At 41.0% G+C, this 20,953-nt stretch carries 14 protein-coding genes; 13 read left to right on the forward strand and 1 reads right to left on the reverse strand.

The genetic code is table 11. The annotated features are described in order from the left end of the window. The first annotated feature begins 120 nt into the window (after positions 1-120). From QEZ38_RS03745 to QEZ38_RS03755, 3 genes are all read left to right on the forward strand, one after another. Positions 121-8,475 (forward strand): SIALI-17 repeat-containing surface protein, encoded by an 8,355-nt coding sequence (locus QEZ38_RS03745; RefSeq protein WP_281335091.1) that lies wholly within the window; start codon positions 121-123, stop codon positions 8,473-8,475. A 610-nt stretch (positions 8,476-9,085) separates the two neighbouring features. Then, positions 9,086-9,250, forward strand: coding sequence for a hypothetical protein (locus tag QEZ38_RS03750; RefSeq protein ID WP_281335092.1), 165 nt, complete (start codon positions 9,086-9,088; stop codon positions 9,248-9,250). 51 nt (positions 9,251-9,301) lie between these two features. Then, on the forward strand, positions 9,302-10,003 hold the full coding sequence (locus QEZ38_RS03755; RefSeq protein ID WP_281335093.1) for a CPBP family intramembrane glutamic endopeptidase: 702 nt from the start codon (positions 9,302-9,304) through the stop codon (positions 10,001-10,003). 280 nt (positions 10,004-10,283) lie between these two features. On the opposite strand, the gene QEZ38_RS03760 is transcribed toward QEZ38_RS03755, so the two are convergent. Continuing rightward, the gene (locus QEZ38_RS03760) at positions 10,284-10,697 is read right to left on the reverse strand and encodes a DUF6556 family protein (protein WP_281335094.1); all 414 of its coding nucleotides are present in this window, start codon (positions 10,695-10,697) and stop codon (positions 10,284-10,286) included. A 136-nt stretch (positions 10,698-10,833) separates the two neighbouring features. On the opposite strand from QEZ38_RS03760, the gene QEZ38_RS03765 reads away from it, so the two are divergent. The 10 genes from QEZ38_RS03765 (at position 10,834) to abc-f (ending at position 20,945) form a co-directional block, all read left to right on the forward strand. Continuing rightward, a complete protein-coding gene (locus tag QEZ38_RS03765; RefSeq protein ID WP_281335095.1) occupies positions 10,834-11,976 on the forward strand; it encodes a cysteine desulfurase family protein in 1,143 nt (380 codons plus the stop codon). An 8-nt stretch (positions 11,977-11,984) separates the two neighbouring features. Further along, positions 11,985-13,199: a tRNA uracil 4-sulfurtransferase ThiI gene (gene thiI, locus QEZ38_RS03770; protein ID WP_281335096.1), complete on the forward strand. Its 1,215-nt coding sequence runs from the start codon at positions 11,985-11,987 to the stop codon at positions 13,197-13,199. Between the two features lie 135 nt (positions 13,200-13,334). Then, positions 13,335-14,159: an alpha/beta hydrolase gene (locus QEZ38_RS03775; RefSeq protein ID WP_281335097.1), complete on the forward strand. Its 825-nt coding sequence runs from the start codon at positions 13,335-13,337 to the stop codon at positions 14,157-14,159. 21 nt (positions 14,160-14,180) lie between these two features. Next, positions 14,181-14,921: an esterase family protein gene (locus tag QEZ38_RS03780; RefSeq protein ID WP_281335098.1), complete on the forward strand. Its 741-nt coding sequence runs from the start codon at positions 14,181-14,183 to the stop codon at positions 14,919-14,921. 12 nt (positions 14,922-14,933) lie between these two features. After that, positions 14,934-16,100: an ATP-grasp domain-containing protein gene (locus QEZ38_RS03785; RefSeq protein ID WP_281335099.1), complete on the forward strand. Its 1,167-nt coding sequence runs from the start codon at positions 14,934-14,936 to the stop codon at positions 16,098-16,100. 158 nt (positions 16,101-16,258) lie between these two features. Then, the gene (gene gla, locus QEZ38_RS03790) at positions 16,259-17,128 is read left to right on the forward strand and encodes an aquaglyceroporin Gla (RefSeq protein ID WP_281335100.1); all 870 of its coding nucleotides are present in this window, start codon (positions 16,259-16,261) and stop codon (positions 17,126-17,128) included. Positions 17,129-17,291: 163 nt separating this feature from the next. Further along, entirely contained in the window at positions 17,292-17,825 is a 534-nt protein-coding gene (locus QEZ38_RS03795; RefSeq protein WP_281335101.1) for a YutD family protein, read from the forward strand. Positions 17,826-17,841: 16 nt separating this feature from the next. Further along, a complete protein-coding gene (gene rlmN / locus QEZ38_RS03800; RefSeq protein WP_281335102.1) occupies positions 17,842-18,927 on the forward strand; it encodes a dual-specificity RNA methyltransferase RlmN in 1,086 nt (361 codons plus the stop codon). A gap of 1 nt (position 18,928) precedes the next feature. Then, the gene (locus tag QEZ38_RS03805) at positions 18,929-19,402 is read left to right on the forward strand and encodes a VanZ family protein (protein ID WP_281335103.1); all 474 of its coding nucleotides are present in this window, start codon (positions 18,929-18,931) and stop codon (positions 19,400-19,402) included. Position 19,403: 1 nt separating this feature from the next. Further along, positions 19,404-20,945: a ribosomal protection-like ABC-F family protein gene (abc-f, locus tag QEZ38_RS03810; protein ID WP_049527818.1), complete on the forward strand. Its 1,542-nt coding sequence runs from the start codon at positions 19,404-19,406 to the stop codon at positions 20,943-20,945. Positions 20,946-20,953: the final 8 nt, after the last annotated feature.

The following is a 20,953-nucleotide window of genomic DNA, read 5'->3' on the forward strand; positions in this document are numbered from 1 at the left end:
TCCACAATCATTGTCGTGGAGAAAAAGAAAACCCAGAGAGGACCCTCTAGGTCCTCTCTTTTTCTAAAGGGGAATGAGAACGCTTACCACTTGTGAGCGTATGAAAGGAAACAGGAAAAAATGGGAAAACATTTTTTTGAGAAACGGTGTCATTACAGTATACGTAAATTTACAATCGGCGCAGCTTCTGTTATGATTGGTGCTAGTATCTTTGGAGCTAGTGTGGTTCAGGCTGCTGAAACAGAAGGACCTTCAGAGACAGAAGGTACGGTAACACAGGCTCAGCCTCTGGATAAACTGCCAGCAGATATAGCAGCAGCTATTGAAAAAGCAGAAGCGAGTGCTGGAACTGTAGATGATCAACCTGCAGCGTCAGAAACTGGAGCAACTGCAGCTGAAACAACTACTCCAAAACCAACTGAAACTCCTGCTCCTAAGGAAGAAGTGGCTTCAAAACCAGCTACAAATCCTAAAGAGGAAGCAGTTTCTGAGGCGAAACCAGTTGCAAGTCCTGCGATTAAAGATGTAGTAGATACACCAGATGTCAATCATCTAGAAAAGGCGACTGCAACAGCTTCAAACCATGAAGCCAACACACCATTTACAGCAGAAAAGGCAATCGACGGAAAACCTGATACTCGTTGGGCAACTGACCAAAACGTTGAGAAACCAACAATCGAATTTACACTTGAGAAGACAACAGTGATTAAGCATGTGGAGATTGATTGGGACCGCCGTCTTCGTGGTCAACAAAACGATCCAAATATCAAATCATGGAACCTCTATTACGCTGGGCAAGATGATGTAAATGGTTCAGGTAACAAAGAATGGAAGTTGGCTTATCAAAGAACAGGGAATCCTCTTCTTGATGAAAAAATTGACTTGAAAGAAGCTATCCAAGCCAAATACCTTAAACTTGAAATTACAGATTATCAAGCTGGTACAATGAACTGGAAAAATGTTGGGATTCAAGAAATTCGTGCCTACTCAAACATCCCAGACGCTAGCAAACCAACAGATATTCGCCAAGTGACAGAATTAGCGATTGCTGAAGATGGGAAATCACTTGTTTTACCTAAGTTACCAGGTCAAGTCAGCTTGATTGGTAGCAACAAACAGGGAGTTGTTGATCTTAATAACAAAATCTACAAACCCTTAACAGATCAAACTGTCAAGGTCATGGTCCAACAAGTCAAGGATACTCATACCTTCACAAAAGAATTTGAAGTCCTTATTAAAGGATTACATGCAGACGAAGGCGTTGGAACCAAACCAGCAGTTGCTCCAGCAGTTCAACAATGGTATGGAACTGAAGGCAAAACTTCTATTACAGCTGATACCGTGATTTCAGTTGGCGATTCTGGATTTGGTCAAGAAGCTAAATTTTATCAGACTGACCTTGAAAGTCGTGGGCTAGAAATCGCTACAGGTGATCAAACAGCTCAAAAACGGATCGAATTTAAGAAAGTTGTAGATAAAGGCTATGGCAAAGAAGGCTATGGTATCACCATTAAAGATGGAGTTATCACAGTAGAAGCGGCGACCAACGCAGGAGCCTTTTACGCAACTCGTACTCTCCTTCAGATGGGAGAAAAGGATTTGCAAAACGGAGAAATCCGTGACTTCCCAAGCTTCAGCCACCGTGGCTTTATGCTAGATACAGGTCGTAAGTTTATTCCTTATGATACGCTTGTAGACATCATGCTCAACATGGCTTACTACAAGATGAACGATCTTCAGTTGCACTTGAATGATAACTATATCTTCTTAAAAGATCACTTGGCTGGTAAAAATCTTTCTCAAGATGAAGAACTGGACTATGTCCTCAAAAAAGCTAAGACAGGATTCCGTGTAGAGACTGATGTTGTCGGTGAAAATGGTGAAAAATTAACATCTGACGAGCATTACACCAAGGAAGAAATGCAAGAAATCATCAAGTTGGCCAAAGCTTTACATATCAATCTTGTTCCTGAAATTGATACACCAGGTCACGCTCTTTCATTTGTTAAGGTTAGACCTGACCTTATGTACAAAGGCAGTCTTAGCGACTATAGGGGCAAGCACAATGTAGAACGTGTTGCTATGTTGGACTTGGATAACAAGTATGAAGAAACTCTTGCTTTTGTTAAATCAGTCTATGATAAATTGCTCGATGGAGAAAATGCACCACTTCATGGTGTCTCAACAGTTCATATCGGAACCGATGAGTACTACGGTAGTCGCGAAAGCTATCGTCGCTATGTCAATGATATGATTCAGTACATCAAAGGCAAAGGCTATACACCACGTATTTGGGGTTCACTTAGTGCAAAACCTGGTACAACGCCAGTTGATTGGAAAGATGTAGAAGTTGATATCTGGAGTATCGGATGGCAACGTCCAGCTGATGCTATTGCTCAAGGCGCTAAGATTATCAATATCACAGATATTCCAACCTATAGTGTCCCAAGCGGAAGTAACAGTCAAGGTGGTTATGGGGATTATGCAAACTATGAAACTCAATACAACCGCTGGACACCAAATGACTTCTCAACAGGTGGAGGACCACGCCTAGAAGCCTCTAATCCAAATATCCTTGGTGGTGGTCATGCAGTTTGGAATGATAACATTGACCTACATGAAACAGGACTTACCTCTTTTGATATCTTTAAACGCTTCTTCAAGAGTATGCAATCAACTGCTGAACGCACTTGGGGTTCAGATCGTGCAGCTAAGACCTATGCAGACCGTATCCAACCAACAAGTGTTTATGCACCACGTTCAAATCCAGAAAAGACCGTAGCTGAAGAAGATTTGTTCAAGATTAATCCTGAGACTGTCAAAGATTATCTCGCTAAGAAAGTACAGAAGACTGAAGCAGGTTTGAACTTCGAAAAAGATTCTAGTATCGAAGGCTTAGTAGGTGATGTTGGTCCTAGTCATGTTTTGAAATTGGATGTAACTGTTACAGGTGATGGAGAGCAAGTCTTCTCTACAAGCGGGGACAACCAACTTTACCTTGCGGACAAGGATGGCTATCTTGCTTATAAATTTGAACAATTCCATATTCAATTCAACAAGAAACTTGAGAAAAATAAACGTTATCAAATCTCTGTTGTTACCAAACCACAAAAAACAGAAGTTTATGTAGACGGTAAAAAGGTTGAGCGTATTGCAAATCCAGCTCATCCTCGCTTGGCTCACAATAGCTTGGTACTTCCACTTGAAACAATCGGTGGCTTCAAAGGAATCTTGCATAGTGCTGAGTTGTCAAATGAACCATTCGTAAATCCACGTTTGATTCCAAATGATCATTTTACAGTTTCTGCAACTAGTCAAGAGTTACCAGGTACCAATGCAGAAGGTCCAGTAGAAAAAGCCTTTGACAATGATCCAAATACTTTCTGGCATTCAAAATGGTCTGGTCATCAAGCTCCATTCACTGTTGCAATGAACTTGAAAGCAGCAGAAAAAGTAAATGGTCTGACCTACCTTCCACGCCCAGGTGGAGGCAATGGTGTCGTGACATCTTATGAAATCTATGCTCAAAAAGATGGTCAGATGGTTAAAGTTGCCTCAGGAACTTGGGAAAATAATGCCAAAGAAAAAACAGTAAACTTTGAGGCTATTGAAACAGATAAGATAGAGTTTAAAGTTCTAGAAGGTGTGCGTGGATTTGGTAGTGCCGCAGAAATTCAACTACTCAAGCCACTTTCTGATAGCGAATCAGAAGAGCCAGTTGCTCCAGAAAAACCAGTGACTCCAGAGAAGCCTGTAACTCCAGAAAAACCTAAAGTTGAGGAAATGGGAGATGGTACAACTGAACTTGCTGATAACTTTGTAGCTAGCAAACCTGCTAGTGACGACGTAGTTACTGCTGCAGCACAAAGTCAAGACTATCTCAAAAAAGAATACAAGGTCTTCCCAACACCACAAAAAGTAACTTATGATGAAGGTGTTACGAAACTCCATAAACAAGTCAATCTTGTCATGGGAGATCAATTAGACATCTATACTCGCAACCGCTTGAAGAGTGTTCTGCAAGATCATCAAATCTCATACACAAGCAGTCAAACAGCAGTGGCGGGTGCTACTAACATCTACCTTGGTGTTCATGGTCAAAATTCACAGGCTGAAAAAGAAGTGTCTGGAATTTCTCAAGGACTCTTTGATAAGATTGATGCCTATGCCTTGTCAATTAAGAACAATACAATCTCTATCGTCGGTAAAGACACAGATGCTGTCTTTTACGGTTTAACGACTCTCAAACACATGCTTAATGAGAGCGAGGCACCAGTCTTGCGTAATGTAACAGTTGAAGACTACGCTGAAATTAAGAACCGTGGCTTTATCGAAGGATACTATGGTAACCCTTGGAGCAATGCTGATCGTGCAGAATTGATGCGCTATGGTGGTGACTTGAAGTTGACTCAATACTTCTTCGCACCAAAAGACGATCCATACCACAACAAGAAGTGGCGTGAACTTTATCCAGAAGAAAAACTTGCAGAAATCCGTGAATTGGCACGTGTCGGAAATCAAAACAAAACTCGTTATGTATGGACCATTCACCCATTCATGAACAATCGTATCCGATTCGGAAACGATGCTGACTACCAAAAAGACCTTGAAACTATTAAGGCTAAGTTCACTCAATTGATGAACGTCGGTGTCCGTGAGTTCGGTATTTTGGCAGATGATGCTCCAAGTCCAGTTGGTGGCTACAATAGCTACAACCGCTTGATGAAGGACATGACAGACTGGTTGACTGAAAAACAAGCAACTTATGTTGGCCTTCGTAAGGAAATGATTTTTGTCCCTGGTCAGTATTGGGGTAATGGACGTGAAGATGAGTTGAAAGCACTCAACGAAAACCTTCCAACCTCGACTTCTATGACCCTTACTGGTGGTAAGATTTGGGGTGAAGTGTCAGAAAACTTCCTTTCAAATCTTAAGAATAACCTTACTGCAGGTGGTAAGACCTACCGTCCAGTTTCTCTATGGGTCAATTGGCCTGTTACAGATAACTCTAAACAACATTTAATCTTGGGTGGTGGTGAGAAATTCCTTCATCCGAATGTAGATCCTAGTCTCCTTTCAGGAATCATGTTGAACCCAATGCAACAATCTGAGCCTTCTAAAATTGCCCTCTTCTCTGCAGCTCAATATGCATGGAAACAATGGAAGTCTGAAGAAGAAGCTAAGAAAGTAAATGACATCGCCTTTAACTTTGTTGAAAACGGTAAGTTTACAGATAGCGAAGCATCAGTTGCCTTCCGTGAACTTGGTAAACACATGATTAACCAAAACATGGATGGTCGTGTTGTTAAGTTGGAAGAGTCTGTTGAACTTGCACCGAAATTGGCAACCTTCATGTCTAAGTTGAAAGCTGGTCAAGATGTCAGCGCAGAGCGTCAAGAATTGCGTGCAGAATTTGCTAAACTAAAAGCTGCAGCACAACTTTATAAAGCATCTGGTGATGAAAAGATGCGTGCTCAAATCCACTATTGGTTGGACAATACCATTGACCAAATGGATGCCTTGAGTGCTCTTCTTGATGGTACAGAAGCTATCGAAACCAATGATTCTGCAAAACTTTGGGATAGCTACTATAAGGGATTGAAACTATATGAACAGTCTCAAACTTATACCTTCCATTATGTAGACCATGATGAGAGAGCTGAGTTGGGTGTTCAACATATCCGTCCATTCTTGCTTGGCCTTCGTGAAATCCTTGCAACAGAAGTTCAAAAAGCCTTGCATCCTGACCAAGTCATTAGTACCTTTATCACAAACCGTACAGGTGTCGAAGGTGGACTTGCTGAAGTGACTGACGGAGATTTAGGAACACATGCCCTTATCAAGTCACCAAATAGCATTCAAACTGGTGATTACATTGGCTTGAAATTTAACAAAGCTGTTCCAATCCAAAACTTGACATTTGCAATGGGAACTCAAGCAAATCCTCGTGATACCTTCAACAACGCTAAGGTTGAGTATCTAAATGAAAATGATGAGTGGGTCACCCTTTCAGAACCAAGCTACACTGGTAATGAGCCTCTTCTTAAATTTGAAAATCTCAATATCAATGCTAAAGCTGTTCGCATGATTGCGACTTCAGATCGTGAGAACACTTGGTTTGCTGTACGAGAAATCGCTGTGAACCGTCCTGTAGAAGTAAGTCGTCCTAAACAGGCAGCTACAGTGACCATCAGTCCAAATCTTATGTACAAGTACAATACGACAGTTGCTCAGATTACAGATGGTCGTGACAATACTGAAGCAATGCTTGCAAATGCTGATAGAACAGACACTACTCCAGTAAATGGTTGGGTGCAACTTGACTTGGGTGAAGTCAAACCTGTAACTAAGGTTCGTCTTGTTCAAGGATCAGGAGACAAATTGGCGGAAGGTGTTCTTGAATATTCTGCAGATGGTAGCTCATGGCAAGAATTGGATCGTTTGACTGGTGAACAAACTAAAGAAATCGAAACTCCAATTTCAGCTCGCTACGTTCGTGTTCGCAATACTAAGAACATCAACCTATGGTGGCGTATCGCTGACTTCTCAGTTGAAACACGTGCAGGCAATAGCGAATTGACTGATACAAACGTTGAAAGCTTGAAGTCAACTCCAGTTTATGACAGCCTAGGCCGTTATGACCTTCAAATTCCAAGCGGAACTAAGCTTCCAGCTAATAGCTACTTGGGTATGAAACTTGATCGTCTTCACCAAGCTGAAAGCATTCAAGCACTTGGTACACAAAATCCATCCCTTAACTTGGAATACTCTCCAAATGCCCAAGAATGGTATCCAGCTAATCAAGTGACTGATAAGTCCTTGGTACGTTATGTTCGTTTGGTTAATAAGACTGGCCAAGAACAAGCAGTGACAGCAACATCTCTACTTGTTCAGACAAAAGAAGTTCAACCAACAACACTTGATTCGACATCAATGGGAATCCACCCAACATACGGTAGAAACGACGTTCGTAAGATCAAGAACTTGGATCAATTATTTGATGGTGTTTACAATAACTTTGTAGAGTTCTCAGACTATGCTCGTAAAGACGGTCATATCACCTTGAGACTTGGTAGCGAACGTGATATTAAGAAGATTAGAGCTTACATCCAAGACGGCACTCAAAACTATCTCCGTGATGGTAAGATTCAAGTCAGTCAAGATGGCAAGACTTGGACAGATGTTGTGACAGTTGGTGACGGTGTTGCTAATGAAACACGTGATGACTCCTTGACAGATGGCTGGACACATGATTCTAAGATGCCAGGAAATCGCTATATCGAGGGTGAACTTTCAAGCCCAGTTAAAGCCAACTATCTCCGTGTTCTATTTACAGCAGACTATGATGCTCGTTTTGTAGGCTTCACTGAGTTGGTGATCAATGATGGCGAATTCGTGAAACCAATCAATGACCCAACTGTAGAAGGAAACAGCAGTGAAAGCCAAGGCAACCTTTACACTAACCTTGTAGATGGCAAAGTATTGACAAGCTACAAGGCTGAGAAAGAACAAGGTGAGCTTGTTTACCACTTGTCAGAACCAACAGACGCTAACCATATTCGACTTGTTTCAAGTATTCCTCAAGGAGTTACTGCACGTGTGCTTGCTCGTACTCTTAAAGAAGATAAAAAAGATGCTTGGACAGATCTAGGAGCAATTACCTCAAGCTTCCAAACATTTGCAGTGAGAGAGAAAGCGCCATTGTTGGATGTCAAAGTTGTTTGGGAAGGTGGCAAACCAGAGTTCTACGAAATGACTACATTCCACCAAGAACTGCCAGAAGAACCAGAGAAACCAGCTCCAACTACAAGTAAGGGTGATGAGCCAGCACCAGTAGTAGAAGTACCAGAATTTACTGGTGGCGTAAATGGTGTCGAAGCAGCTGTTCAAGAAGTTCCAGAATACACTGAAGCTATTGGTACAGCAGGTGATGAGCCAGCACCAGTAGTAGAAGTCCCAGAATTCACAGGTGGCGTTAACGCAGTCGAAGCAGCTGTTCAAGAAGTTCCAGAATACACTGAAGCTATTGGTACAGCAGGCGATGAAGTAGCACCAGTAGTGGAAATCCCAGAATATACAGGAGCTATTGGCACAGCAGGTGAAGAAGTAGCTGTTCAGGAAGTAAGCCCAGAATTCACAGGCAGTGTCAATGGATCAGAAGCAGCTATCCATGAAGTCCCAGAATTTACTGGTGGTGTGAATGGTGAAGCAGCAGCTGTTCAAGAAGTAGGTCCAGAATTCACAGGTGGTGTCAATGGGACAGAAGGAGCTGTCCGTGAGATTCCAGAATACACAGATGAGCAGTCTCTTGTAGCTCTTACTATGTCACAAGATAAGACCTACCAAGCACCTGCAAGTCATCCATACAAGCTCCCAGAGACAGGTACTAAAGAAAATGCCGGCCTTGCAGCCGTTGGTGTTGTAGGAGCACTTCTTGGTATGTTTGCTATGGGAAAGAAAAAAGACGACGAATAAGATGATGTAAAAGCATCTAATACTCAATGAAAATCAAAGAGCAAACTAGGAAACTAGCCGCAGGCTGTACTTGAGTACGGCAAGGCGACGTTGACGCGGTTTGAATTTGATTTTCGAAGAGTATAAGTCATAGAGATTGGATCAAGATACTAATCTCGATCAAAAAAAGCGGACAAAACTAGTTTTCTGATGAACAGAATCTGGTCTTGTTCGCTTTTTCTTAAAGTGAGGAAGCTGATGGCCACTGAAGTTCTTTGACCAGAATATTTTTAACTTGGGACGAAGAACTTTCGATTGGGTTAAGTCGCAAGCCAATTTCTACCATTTAGGATGTTTTGATGACAATTTAAGAAAGAGCAATCTTTTCCTAGAAATAAATGCTAAACTATAATTGTTCCTAAACATGATTTAGTAGATCGGTGGTCTGGTTCAACCCTAAAAGAATAGAGCTGATCTTACAAGTTAATCATGAAGAGTATTATTAGATTGGATTTAGAGGTAGCTAGTAGAAAAAAGTAAATCTGAAATTTGATGCTCTTATGTGAGCAAGACTAAGAAGTTAATTCTATTCATTCATTCATTTATTTGTAAAAAGCTTTGGGGAGTATCTATGAAATTTAATAAATATGCCTATCCCTTAGCGCAAGCCTGCTTGGGTTTGTATTTATTCGCTAATGGAGGTAGTTTGATCAATTTAGATATTGGGGTTATCCTTGTGTTATTATCCCTGATTAAGGGAGTAGAAATCCATAAAGAGAAAAGAAAACACAGATGAGCATCGTTAGTAAGTGGAGATGCTGGAGTTAAGGAAAGAAGAGGTAGTGGTTTGCAAAAGTTAAAAAATAGTTTAAAATTTGTAGGAATGATCTTACTGATTATAAATGTAAATATATTTCCAATGAGAATGCTGGCTCTCGAAGACTCTAGTTCTCTGCCCTTAAAGTGGACGACTAGTATTGGGTATTTGGTACTGGCTACTTTCTTGCTAGTTGCTGTTTGGCGACAATATAAAAAGAAAATTCCGAATCAGCAGAAGGCTTTCAAGTTTACCTGGAAGGATTTTGGAATAGCCCTTTTATTTTATGTGGCTACTCGACTAGTAGCGATTGTAGGTACCCTCCTGATCCAAGTAGTTACTGGAAATCCAACATCCGCTAACGATGCTGCCTTGCTGGCTACAAGCGAGCAGGTTACTCGTGTTTTTCCTCTATTTTTCATCGCCTTTCATTTTGCAATTGGTATATTTGCTCCAATCATGGAAGAATTAGTATTTAGAGGATTCTTCAGCCACTATTTTTTTAAAGAAGATCAAAAGTGGTTGAAATTGTTAATAAGTTCTGCGATTTTTGGCTACCTGCATATGTTTTATCCGATAGAGTTTGTAACTTATTTTTTACTGGGAGTGATATTTTACTTAGCCTACGCTCGTAGAGGGAATATCCTTGATTCCATAGCTGTTCATTTGCTAAATAACGGACTGCTGGTACTGGTATCTATTTTAAACTATCTATTTTTAGTTTTTAGCTAATACTCTTCGAAAATCTCTTCAAACCACGTCAGCGTCGCCTTGCCGTATATTTGTTACTGACTTCGTCAGTTCTATCCACAACCTCAAAACAGTGTTTTGAGCAACCTGCGGCTAGCTTCCTAGTTTGCTCTTTGATTTTCATTGAGTATAAAATATATTCAAAAAATGATTGGTTTAAAGGCTGATCATTTTTTTGTTGCAAAGATTAACTTTTGCTGATAAATGCTGAAGATAGCAATAAAAAACCAGCGATTCAATCACTGGCTGTTAGATCGTTCTTTTAGGAAGCTCCATTAGTAGTAGACGTTTTTGTATCTGTTGTTTGAGTGCTAGAAGAAGGAACAGTCGGTTGTTCTTGTTTACTGCTAGTATCTTCTTTCTTACTTTCTGCACTGCTACTAGATTGACTTGTTGTTTCTTCTTGTGTGTTTTCTTTTGTAGAAGTATTGTCCTTGTTTGGAGTAGTATTCTCTTGAGGGGATTCCTTTTGAATCTCTTTTATGACTGTTGTCTGGGTTGTCGTAGTTTCTTTTTTAGAGTTATTATTGTTGTTATTCATAGCATTCATGATGGTGATGCTTGCAGTAATCAGTCCCAGAATACTACCGATAGTTGCGATGGTTTTTTGAAAAACGGTAAATCCTTTTTTGATATGTTCCGTTTTAGGTTTTGATGTTCTACGATAATTAGACATAATATCTCTCCTTTACTAAAATTCATTATACCGAAAATCTTTAAAAAAAACTTAAATGAACCTGAATTGCCTTTCTTGTCGCCTGAACTGTTTCGTGATACAATAGAAGGAGTGATTTTAGAAAGCGTGAGAAACCATGATTTACTTTGATAATTCGGCAACGACCAAGCCGTACCCAGAAGCATTAGAGACCTATATGCAAGTTGCTGCAAAAATTATTGGAAATCCTTCTAGTCTCCATCGATTGGGGGACCAGTCTACCAGAATTTTAGAAGCTTCTCGTCAGCAGATTGCAGATTTAATTGGCAAAAAAAGTGAGGAAATCTTCTTTACCTCTGGTGGGACTGAAGGAGACAACTGGGTTATCAAAGGGGTTGCATTTGAAAAAGCGCATTTTGGTAAACACATTATTGTATCAGCTATTGAGCATCCAGCAGTCAAGGAGTCAGCCCTCTGGCTCAAGACTCAAGGTTTTGAAGTGGATTTTGCACCAGTTGATGAAAAAGGATTTGTAGATGTAACTGCTTTAGAAAATCTACTTCGTCCTGATACAACGCTAGTCTCTGTTATGGCTGTCAACAATGAAATCGGCTCAGTCCAGCCCATCCAAGCCATTTCAGAACTTTTAGCGGATAAACCAACCATTTCTTTCCATGTAGATGCTGTTCAGGCCTTGGCAAAAATACCAACAGAAAAGTATTTGACAGACCGAGTAGACTTTGCAACCTTCTCCAGTCATAAGTTCCATGGAGTTCGTGGTGTTGGCTTTGTCTATATCAAGTCGGGTAAGAAAATTACACCCCTATTAACCGGTGGTGGTCAGGAGCGTGACTATCGTTCCACAACTGAGAATGTAGCAGGGATTGCAGCGACTGCCAAGGCACTACGTTTGGCTATGGAGAGATTGGACTTATTTGCTAGCAAAACAAGTCAGATGAAAGAGGTCATTCGTCAGGCTCTTCTTGACTATCCAGATATTTTTGTCTTCTCAGGTGAGGAAGAATTTGCTCCTCATATTCTGACCTTCGGAATTAAGGGAGTTCGTGGGGAAGTTATTGTGCACGCCTTTGAAGACTATGACATTTTCATTTCCACAACATCAGCTTGCTCGTCCAAGGCTGGGAAACCTGCTGGTACCCTGATTGCTATGGGCATTGATAAGGATAAAGCTCAGTCAGCAGTTCGTCTCAGTCTAGATCTAGAAAATGACATGAGTCAGGTAGAGCAGTTCTTGACCAAGTTAAAATTAATCTACAATCAAACTAAAAAAGTAAGATAGGAGCATTCATGCAGTATTCAGAAATTATGATTCGCTACGGAGAGCTTTCAACAAAAGGTAAAAACCGTATGCGCTTCATCAATAAACTACGTAATAATATCTCAGATGTCTTGTCCATCTATCCTCAAGTCAAAGTGACAGCAGACCGCGATCGTGCCCATGCTTATCTGAATGGGGCAGATTATGAACCGGTGGCAGAGTCACTCAAGCAAGTTTTCGGGATTCAAAACTTTTCTCCAGTATATAAGGTTGAAAAATCTGTAGAAGTTCTGAAATCTGCTGTCCAAGAGATTATGAAGGATATTTACAAGGAAGGTATGACCTTTAAAATCTCTAGTAGACGCAGCGACCACAACTTTGAACTCGATAGTCGTGAACTCAATCAAACGCTTGGTGGAGCAGTTTTTGAAGCTATTCCAACCATTCAAGCCCAGATGAAAAATCCTGATATCAATCTTCAAGTGGAGATTCGTGAGGAAGCAGCCTACCTTTCATATGAAACCATTCGTGGAGCTGGTGGTTTACCGGTTGGAACTTCAGGGAAAGGCATGCTCATGTTGTCAGGTGGGATTGACTCACCAGTAGCTGGTTATCTAGCTCTAAAACGTGGAGTGGATATCGAAGCTGTTCACTTTGCTAGTCCACCATATACAAGTCCAGGTGCCCTCAAAAAAGCCCAAGATTTGACCCGTAAATTGACTAAGTTCGGTGGGAATATCCAGTTTATCGAAGTACCATTTACTGAGATTCAAGAAGAAATCAAAGCTAAAGCTCCAGAAGCCTACCTCATGACTCTGACTCGTCGCTTTATGATGCGCATTACCGACCGTATCCGTGAAGTGAGAAAAGGTTTGGTCATTATCAATGGTGAAAGTCTTGGTCAGGTGGCCAGCCAAACTCTTGAAAGTATGCAGGCTATCAATGCTGTCACAAATATGCCAATCATTCGTCCAGTTGTAACTATGGACAAGCTAGAAATCATTGATATTGCTCAGGAAATTGATACCTTTGAAATTTCCATCCAGCCTTTTGAAGACTGTTGTACTATTTTTGCACCCGATCGTCCGAAGACAAATCCAAAGATTAAGAATGCAGAGCAGTATGAAACACGTATGGATGTCGAAGGTCTGGTTGAACGTGCAGTAGCAGGAATCATGATTACTGAAATTACGCCTCAAGCTGAGAAGGATGCAGTTGATGAGCTAATTGACGATCTCCTCTAATTAGAAAATCCAGAAGAATAGAGAAAATAAGTAGAAAAAGTTAGTTTATTGTCCTAAATTTGGACGGAAACTGACTTTTTTTCTATTTTTGTGCTATAATAAGATAAAATTTTGAATATAGAGAGTTTTCTGACAATGAATCAATCTTATTTTTATCTAAAAATGCGAGAGCATAAATTAGTGGTTCCCTACACAGGTAAGGAGCGCCGGGTACGTGTTCTCCTCCCCAAAAACTATGATAAAGACACGGATAGAAGCTACCCAGTTGTGTATTTTCACGATGGACAAAACGTCTTCTATAGTAAGGAATCTTACGTTGGACATTCCTGGAAGATTATCCCAGCCATCAAGCGAAATCCAGATATCAGTTGTATGATTGTTGTGGCTATTGATAATGATGGTCTAGGACGGATGAATGAGTATGCGGCATGGAAATTCCAAGAGTCCAACATTCCTGGCCAACAATTTGGTGGTAAGGGAGTCGAGTACGCTGAGTTTGTCATGGAAGTGGTCAAACCCTTTATCGATGAAAACTATCGGACAAAGTCTGATCGCAAGCACACTGCTATGGTTGGATCTTCTCTAGGTGGCAATATTACCCAGTTTATTGGCTTGGAATATCAGGATCAGATTGGATGTTTGGGAGTTTTCTCATCAGCTAACTGGCTTCACCAAGAGGCCTTTGATCGCTATATCGAGCGAAAAAAACTATTGCCTGACCAGCGTGTCTTTATCTATGTTGGTACGGAAGAAGCAGACGACACAGACAAGACCCTCATGGCTGGCAATATTAAGCAGGCCTATATTGACTCTTCTCTTCGCTATTATCATGATTTGATAGCAGGAGGAGTTCAGTTGGAAAATCTCTTGCTCAAGGTTCAAGCTGGAGCCATTCACCATGAAGTGCCATGGTCAGAAAATCTCCCAGCTTGCCTACGCTTTTTTGCAGAAAATTGGTAATCAATATAAAGGAGACAGGATATGAACATTGAACATCTTAGCCACTGGAGTGGTCATCTTAACCGTGAAATGTATGTTAATCGTTACGGACACGCAGGTATCCCAGTGGTTGTCTTTGCTTCCTCAGGTGGTAGCCACAATGAATACTATGATTTTGGCATGATTGATGCATGTGCATCCTTTATCGAGGAAGGTCGCGTGCAATTCTTTACTCTTTCAAGTGTCGATAGTGAGAGTTGGCTAGCAACATGGAAAAATGGTCATGACCAGGCTGAAATGCACCGTGCCTATGAACGATATGTGATTGAAGAAGCCATTCCTTTTATCAAGCACAAGACAGGCTGGTTCGACGGCATGATGACGACAGGCTGCTCTATGGGAGCCTATCATGCCCTCAACTTTTTCCTACAACATCCGGATGTCTTTACCAAGGTAATCGCCCTCAGTGGTGTCTACGATGCGCATTTCTTTGTAGGTGACTACTACAATGATGATGCCATCTATCAAAATTCACCAGTAGATTATATCTGGAATCAAAATGATGGTTGGTTTATTGACCGTTACCGTCAGGCTGAGATTGTGATTTGTACTGGCTTAGGTGCTTGGGAACAGGATGGCCTTCCTTCTTACTACAAGTTAAAAGAAGCTTTTGACCAAAAACAAATTCCTGCCTGGTTTGCAGAATGGGGGCACGATGTGGCCCATGACTGGGAATGGTGGCGCAAACAAATGCCTTATTTCCTCGGTCATTTGAGTCTATAAAAGGAGTCGCTTATGAATTATCTTGTAATTTCACCCTATTACCCACAAAATTTCCAACAGTTTAGTGTTGAGCTAGCCAATAAAGGAATCACCGTTCTAGGGATTGGGCAAGAACCCTATGAACAACTAGATGAGCCATTGCGCAATAGCTTGACTGAGTACTTCCGTGTTGATAATCTTGAAAATATTGATGAAGTTAAACGTGCAGTTGCCTTTCTCTTTTATAAGCATGGTCCAATTGACCGCATCGAATCTCACAATGAATACTGGCTAGAGTTGGATGCTGCTCTTCGTGAACAGTTTCATGTCTTTGGTGCCAAACCAGACGATCTCAAAAAGACCAAGTTCAAGTCTGAAATGAAGAAACTCTTCAAAAAAGCTGGAGTTCCAGTGGTTCCAGGTGCTGTCATTGAAACAGATGCAGATGTTGACAAAGCTGTGAAAGAAATTGGCCTTCCTATGATTGCCAAACCTGACAATGGAGTGGGAGCGGCAGCAACCTTCAAGCTTGAAACAGAAGAGGATATCCATCATTTCAAGGCAGAGTGGGATCATTCAACCGTTTATTTCTTTGAAAAATTTGTTACCTCTAGTGAAATCTGTACCTTTGATGGTTTGGTAGATAGAGATGGAAATATCGTCTTTTCTACGACCTTTGACTATGCCCATACACCGCTTGATCTCATGATTTACAAGATGGACAATTCTTATTATGTTCTTAAAGATATGGATCCAAAATTGCGTAAATATGGTGAGGCTATTGTCAAGGAATTTGGTATGAAAGAACGTTTCTTCCATATCGAGTTCTTCCGTGAGGGTGATGATTATATTGCCATTGAGTACAATAACCGTCCAGCGGGTGGCTTCACTATTGATGTCTATAACTATGCGCATTCCTTGGATTTGTACAAGGGCTATGCAGCTATCGTTGCAGGTGAAGCATTCCCAGAGTCTCCATTTGAAACCCAGTATTGCTTGGCAACATCTCGTCGCGCCAATGCTAACTATGTTTATTCAGAAGAAGACTTGCTCGCTAAATATGGTCAACAGTTCAAAGTAAAGAAAATCATGCCGGCAGCCTTTGCTGAATTGCAAGGAGACTTTCTCTATATGCTAACGACACCAAGTCGTGAGGAAATGGATCAGATGATTAAGGACTTTGGTCAGCGTCAAGAATAATCAAAATTTTGACTTAACAAACTAGGTTTGTTAGGTCTTTTTTTAAGAACTAAAATAAAAGCGTTTTCCCGCAGTATTCTTTTAGAATATCTGTTGCTAAAAGGCTTAAAAATTGATAGAATAGGGATTGTCTAAAAAATATTAAGGAGAATCTATCAATGGATTTCGCATGGGCAGTCAAATATGCCACTGAATTTTTGGGAACAGCCATCTTGATTATCTTGGGAAATGGTGCAGTTGCCAACGTTGAACTTAAAGGTACGAAAGGTCACCAAAGTGGCTGGCTCGTTATCGCTGTTGGTTACGGTATGGGGGTTATGATCCCTGCCTTGATGTTTGGTAATGTTTCTGGTAACCACATCAACCCAGCCTTCACTCTTGGTCTAGCAGTTAGCGGACTTTTCCCTTGGGCACAAGTAGCACCATACATCGTTGCACAAGTCTTGGGAGCAATCTTCGGACAAGCCTTGGTTGTTGCAACTCACCGTCCTTACTACTTGCAAACTGAAAAAGCAAACAATATCTTGGGAACTTTCTCAACAATTTCAAGTTTGGACCACGGTACAAAAGAATCACGCTTCGCTGCAACAGTTAATGGTTTTATCAACGAGTTCGTTGGTTCATTCGTTCTTTTCTTTGCAGCACTTGGTTTGACAAAGAACTTCTTTGGAGCTGAAGTCCTACAATACATGAAACAAATGGCAACTCAAGCTGGTCAAAATGTTGACTTCTCTGATTTGGCAATTAAAGCTCAAGTAGCGCCTCATACAGCTTCAGGACTTTCTGTTGCTCACTTGGCACTTGGTTTCCTAGTAATGGCCTTGGTTACTTCACTTGGCGGACCTACAGGACCTGGTTTGAACCCAGCTCGTGACTTTGGACCACGTCTCCTTCATGCCTTCCTTCCAAAATCAATCCTTGGTCAACACAAGGGTGATTCAAAATGGTGGTATGCTTGGGTACCAGTAGTTGCACCGATTGCAGCAGCTATTGCAGCAGTAGCGCTCTTCAAATTACTTTACCTATAATCATTAAAAACTGGGAAATCCCAGTTTTTTCTTGTCCATGAAAGTCAAGTTTTTAGATAGATATTCTTAAATCGTCAGACTTTTTTCATTTTAAAACTAAAAGTGAAAATATGGCAAAAATGTGGTAAAATAGAGTATTAAGTAAACGTTAAAAAGGAATATTATGCGTAAAGAGATTGCACCCGAATTATATAATTACAATAAATTCCCTGGTCCTGAATTTCATCTATCTGGAGATAAAGTCGAAGCTGAAGGGTTTACCTTTACTTTGGTTGAAAATAGTAAGGACGCTTTTGATGCAACGGCATTTACTCAACGCTTTTCGGAAGTTTTAAACAAGTATGATTATATTGTAGGAGACTGGAGTAATGAGCAACTACGTTTACGTGGTTTCTACAAGAATGAGCGAGCCGAAGAGTCTTTAGAAAAAATCAGTCGCTTGCAAGACTACCTACTTGAGTATTGTAGCTATGGCTGTGCCTATTTTGTTTTAGAAAATGAAACTCCTAAACGTGCACCATTTGACCAAAAAATGCGCAAAAAAGAGGAAGAAAAAGATACTCGAAAAGGTAAGAAGACTTCTCAAAATAAGAAAAGAAATCATACGGACAAGAGAAATAGACATCGTCGTAAAGAACAGAAACCCCAGAATGAAGAAAAAGGACAACGTCATTTCGTCATCCGCAAGAAAGATTAGAGAATAAGGAGAAAATATGAAACCGTCAATTTATAGTTTAACACGCCAAGGAATGCAAGAATGGGTCTTGGAGCAGGGAGAAAAGAAATTCCGTGCAGATCAAATCTGGGAATGGCTTTACCGTAAACGTGTTCAATCATTTGAAGAAATGACCAACTTGTCTAAGGATTTGATTGCCAAACTCAATGACCAATTTGTGGTAAATCCTTTGAAACAACGCATTGTGCAAGAGTCAGCCGATGGTACTGTCAAGTACCTCTTTGAGTTGCCTGATGGTATGTTGATTGAGACTGTACTGATGCGCCAGCACTACGGTTTGTCAGTTTGTGTAACCACTCAGGTAGGCTGCAATATTGGTTGTACCTTCTGTGCATCAGGCTTGATCAAGAAACAACGTGACCTTAATAACGGGGAAATCGTCGCTCAGATTATGCTGGTTCAAAAATATTTTGACGAGCGTGGCCAGGACGAACGTGTTAGTCATATCGTAGTTATGGGTATTGGAGAACCATTTGATAACTACAATAATGTCTTGAACTTCATCCGTACTATCAATGATGATAAGGGAATGGCTATCGGCGCTCGTCATATTACAGTATCAACTTCTGGTTTGGCTCACAAGATTCGTGATTTTGCTAATGAAGGCGTACAGGTCAACCTTGCTGTCTCACTTCATGCGCCAAACAATGAACTGCGTTCAAGCATTATGAAGATTAACCGTGCCTTTCCAATTGAAAAACTCTTTGCAGCGATTGAGTATTACATCGAAACAACCAACCGCCGTGTGACTTTTGAGTATATCATGCTCAATGAAGTCAATGATGGAGTGGAGCAGGCACTCGAGTTGTCAGAATTGCTCAAGAATATCAAGAAATTGTCATATGTTAACTTGATTCCTTACAACCCAGTTAGTGAGCATGATCAGTATAGCCGAAGCCCTAAAGAGCGTGTCATGGCCTTCTATGATACACTCAAGAAAAAAGGTGTCAACTGTGTCGTTCGCCAGGAACATGGTACAGATATCGATGCGGCTTGTGGACAGTTGCGTTCAAATACCATGAAGCGTGATCGTCAAAAAGCAGTAGCTGAAGTAAATCCATAAGATGAATCGAAAAACATTACTAAGCTTGGGAGTGCTTTTATACAGTCTTTGTATCGTCTGTTTTTGCTTTACTCCCCAACCTCAACTTCCTACAGGAGTGGAAACTCCAGGTATTCAAACTTTTGGACGCCTGGTTTTTCTTTTGACGCCTTTTAACTCCTTTTGGAAACTGGGTGAAGTAACAAGCCTTTTACAGCTGTTTTGGATTTTTTTGCAGAATGCCTTAAATATCCTCTTGCTTTTTCCATTGATTTTCCAGCTTCTCTATCTCAATCCTAGATTAAGAAAAACGAAGAAAGTGATTTTGGTAAGCTTTTTATTGAGCTTAAGCATCGAGTGCACACAATTAGTTTTGGATTTTTTCTTTGATTTTAATCGGGTCTTTGAGATTGATGATTTGTGGACCAACACTTTGGGTGGCTACCTAGCTTGGATCCTCTATAAACTACTACATAAAAATAAGATAAGGAATTAAAATGAGTATCTTAGAAGTTAAAAATTTGAGTCACGGTTTTGGTGATCGTGCGATTTTTGAAGACGTATCCTTCCGTCTCCTCAAAGGTGAACATATCGGTTTGGTTGGTGCCAATGGTGAAGGAAAATCAACCTTCATGAGCATTGTGACTGGTAAAATGTTACCGGATGAAGGTAAGGTGGAATGGTCTAAATATGTGACAGCTGGCTACCTAGATCAGCATGCTGTGCTTAAAGAAGGCCAAACTGTTCGTGACGTTCTTCGTACAGCTTTTGACGAATTATTTAAAGCCGAAGCACGTATCAATGAACTCTATATGGAAATGGCAGAAGAGGGCGCTGATATTGATGCATTGATGGAAGAAGTTGGAGAACTCCAAGATCGTTTGGAAAGTCGTGATTTCTATACCTTAGATGCTAAGATCGATGAGGTAGCGCGTGCCCTTGGTGTCATGGATTTTGGGATGGATACGGATGTAACAGCCTTGTCAGGTGGACAAAGAACCAAGGTACTTTTGGCCAAACTCCTTCTTGAAAAACCTGATATCTTGCTTCTGGACGAGCCAACCAACTACTTGGATGCTGAACATATCGACTGGCTCAAGCGTTATCTTCAAAACTATGAGAATGCCTTTGTCCTCATTTCTCACGATATTCCATTCCTCAACGACGTTATCAATATCGTCTATCATGTAGAAAATCAGCAGTTGACTCGTTATTCAGGCGATTACTACCAGTTCCAAGAAGTCTATGCCATGAAGAAATCACAGTTGGAAGCAGCCTATGAGCGTCAACAGAAAGAAATTGCGGATCTCAAGGATTTCGTAGCCCGTAATAAGGCGCGTGTTGCTACTCGTAACATGGCTATGTCTCGTCAAAAGAAATTAGACAAGATGGATATCATCGAACTTCAAAGTGAGAAACCAAAGCCATCCTTTGAATTCAAAACAGCTCGTACACCTGGACGCTTTATCTTCCAAGCCAAGGACTTGCAGATTGGTTACGACCGTCCCCTTACTAAACCCTTAAACCTCACCTTTGAGCGCAATCAAAAGGTTGCTATCATCGGTGCCAATGGTATCGGGAAAACAACCCTCTTGAAGAGTCTTTTGGGGATTATTCCACCTATTGCTGGGGAAGTTGAGCGTGGTGACTACCTAGAACTTGGCTACTTTGAACAAGAAGTGGAAGGTGGCAATCGCCAAACACCACTAGAAGCGGTATGGAATGCCTTTCCAGCGCTCAATCAAGCAGAAGTTCGTGCAGCCCTTGCCCGCTGTGGCTTGACGACTAAGCACATCGAAAGCCAGATTCAGGTCTTGTCAGGTGGGGAACAAGCCAAGGTTCGTTTCTGTCTCCTGATGAACCGTGAGAACAATGTCCTTGTTCTAGATGAACCTACCAACCACTTGGATGTGGATGCTAAGGATGAGCTCAAACGAGCTCTAAAAGAGTATAAGGGCTCAATCCTTATGGTTTGCCACGAACCAGACTTCTATGAAGGCTGGATGGACCAAATCTGGGACTTCAATGAGTTGACATAAAAAGAGAA

It is taken from the genome of Streptococcus taonis (genome assembly GCF_029948085.1).
Lineage (GTDB): Bacteria > Bacillota > Bacilli > Lactobacillales > Streptococcaceae > Streptococcus > Streptococcus taonis.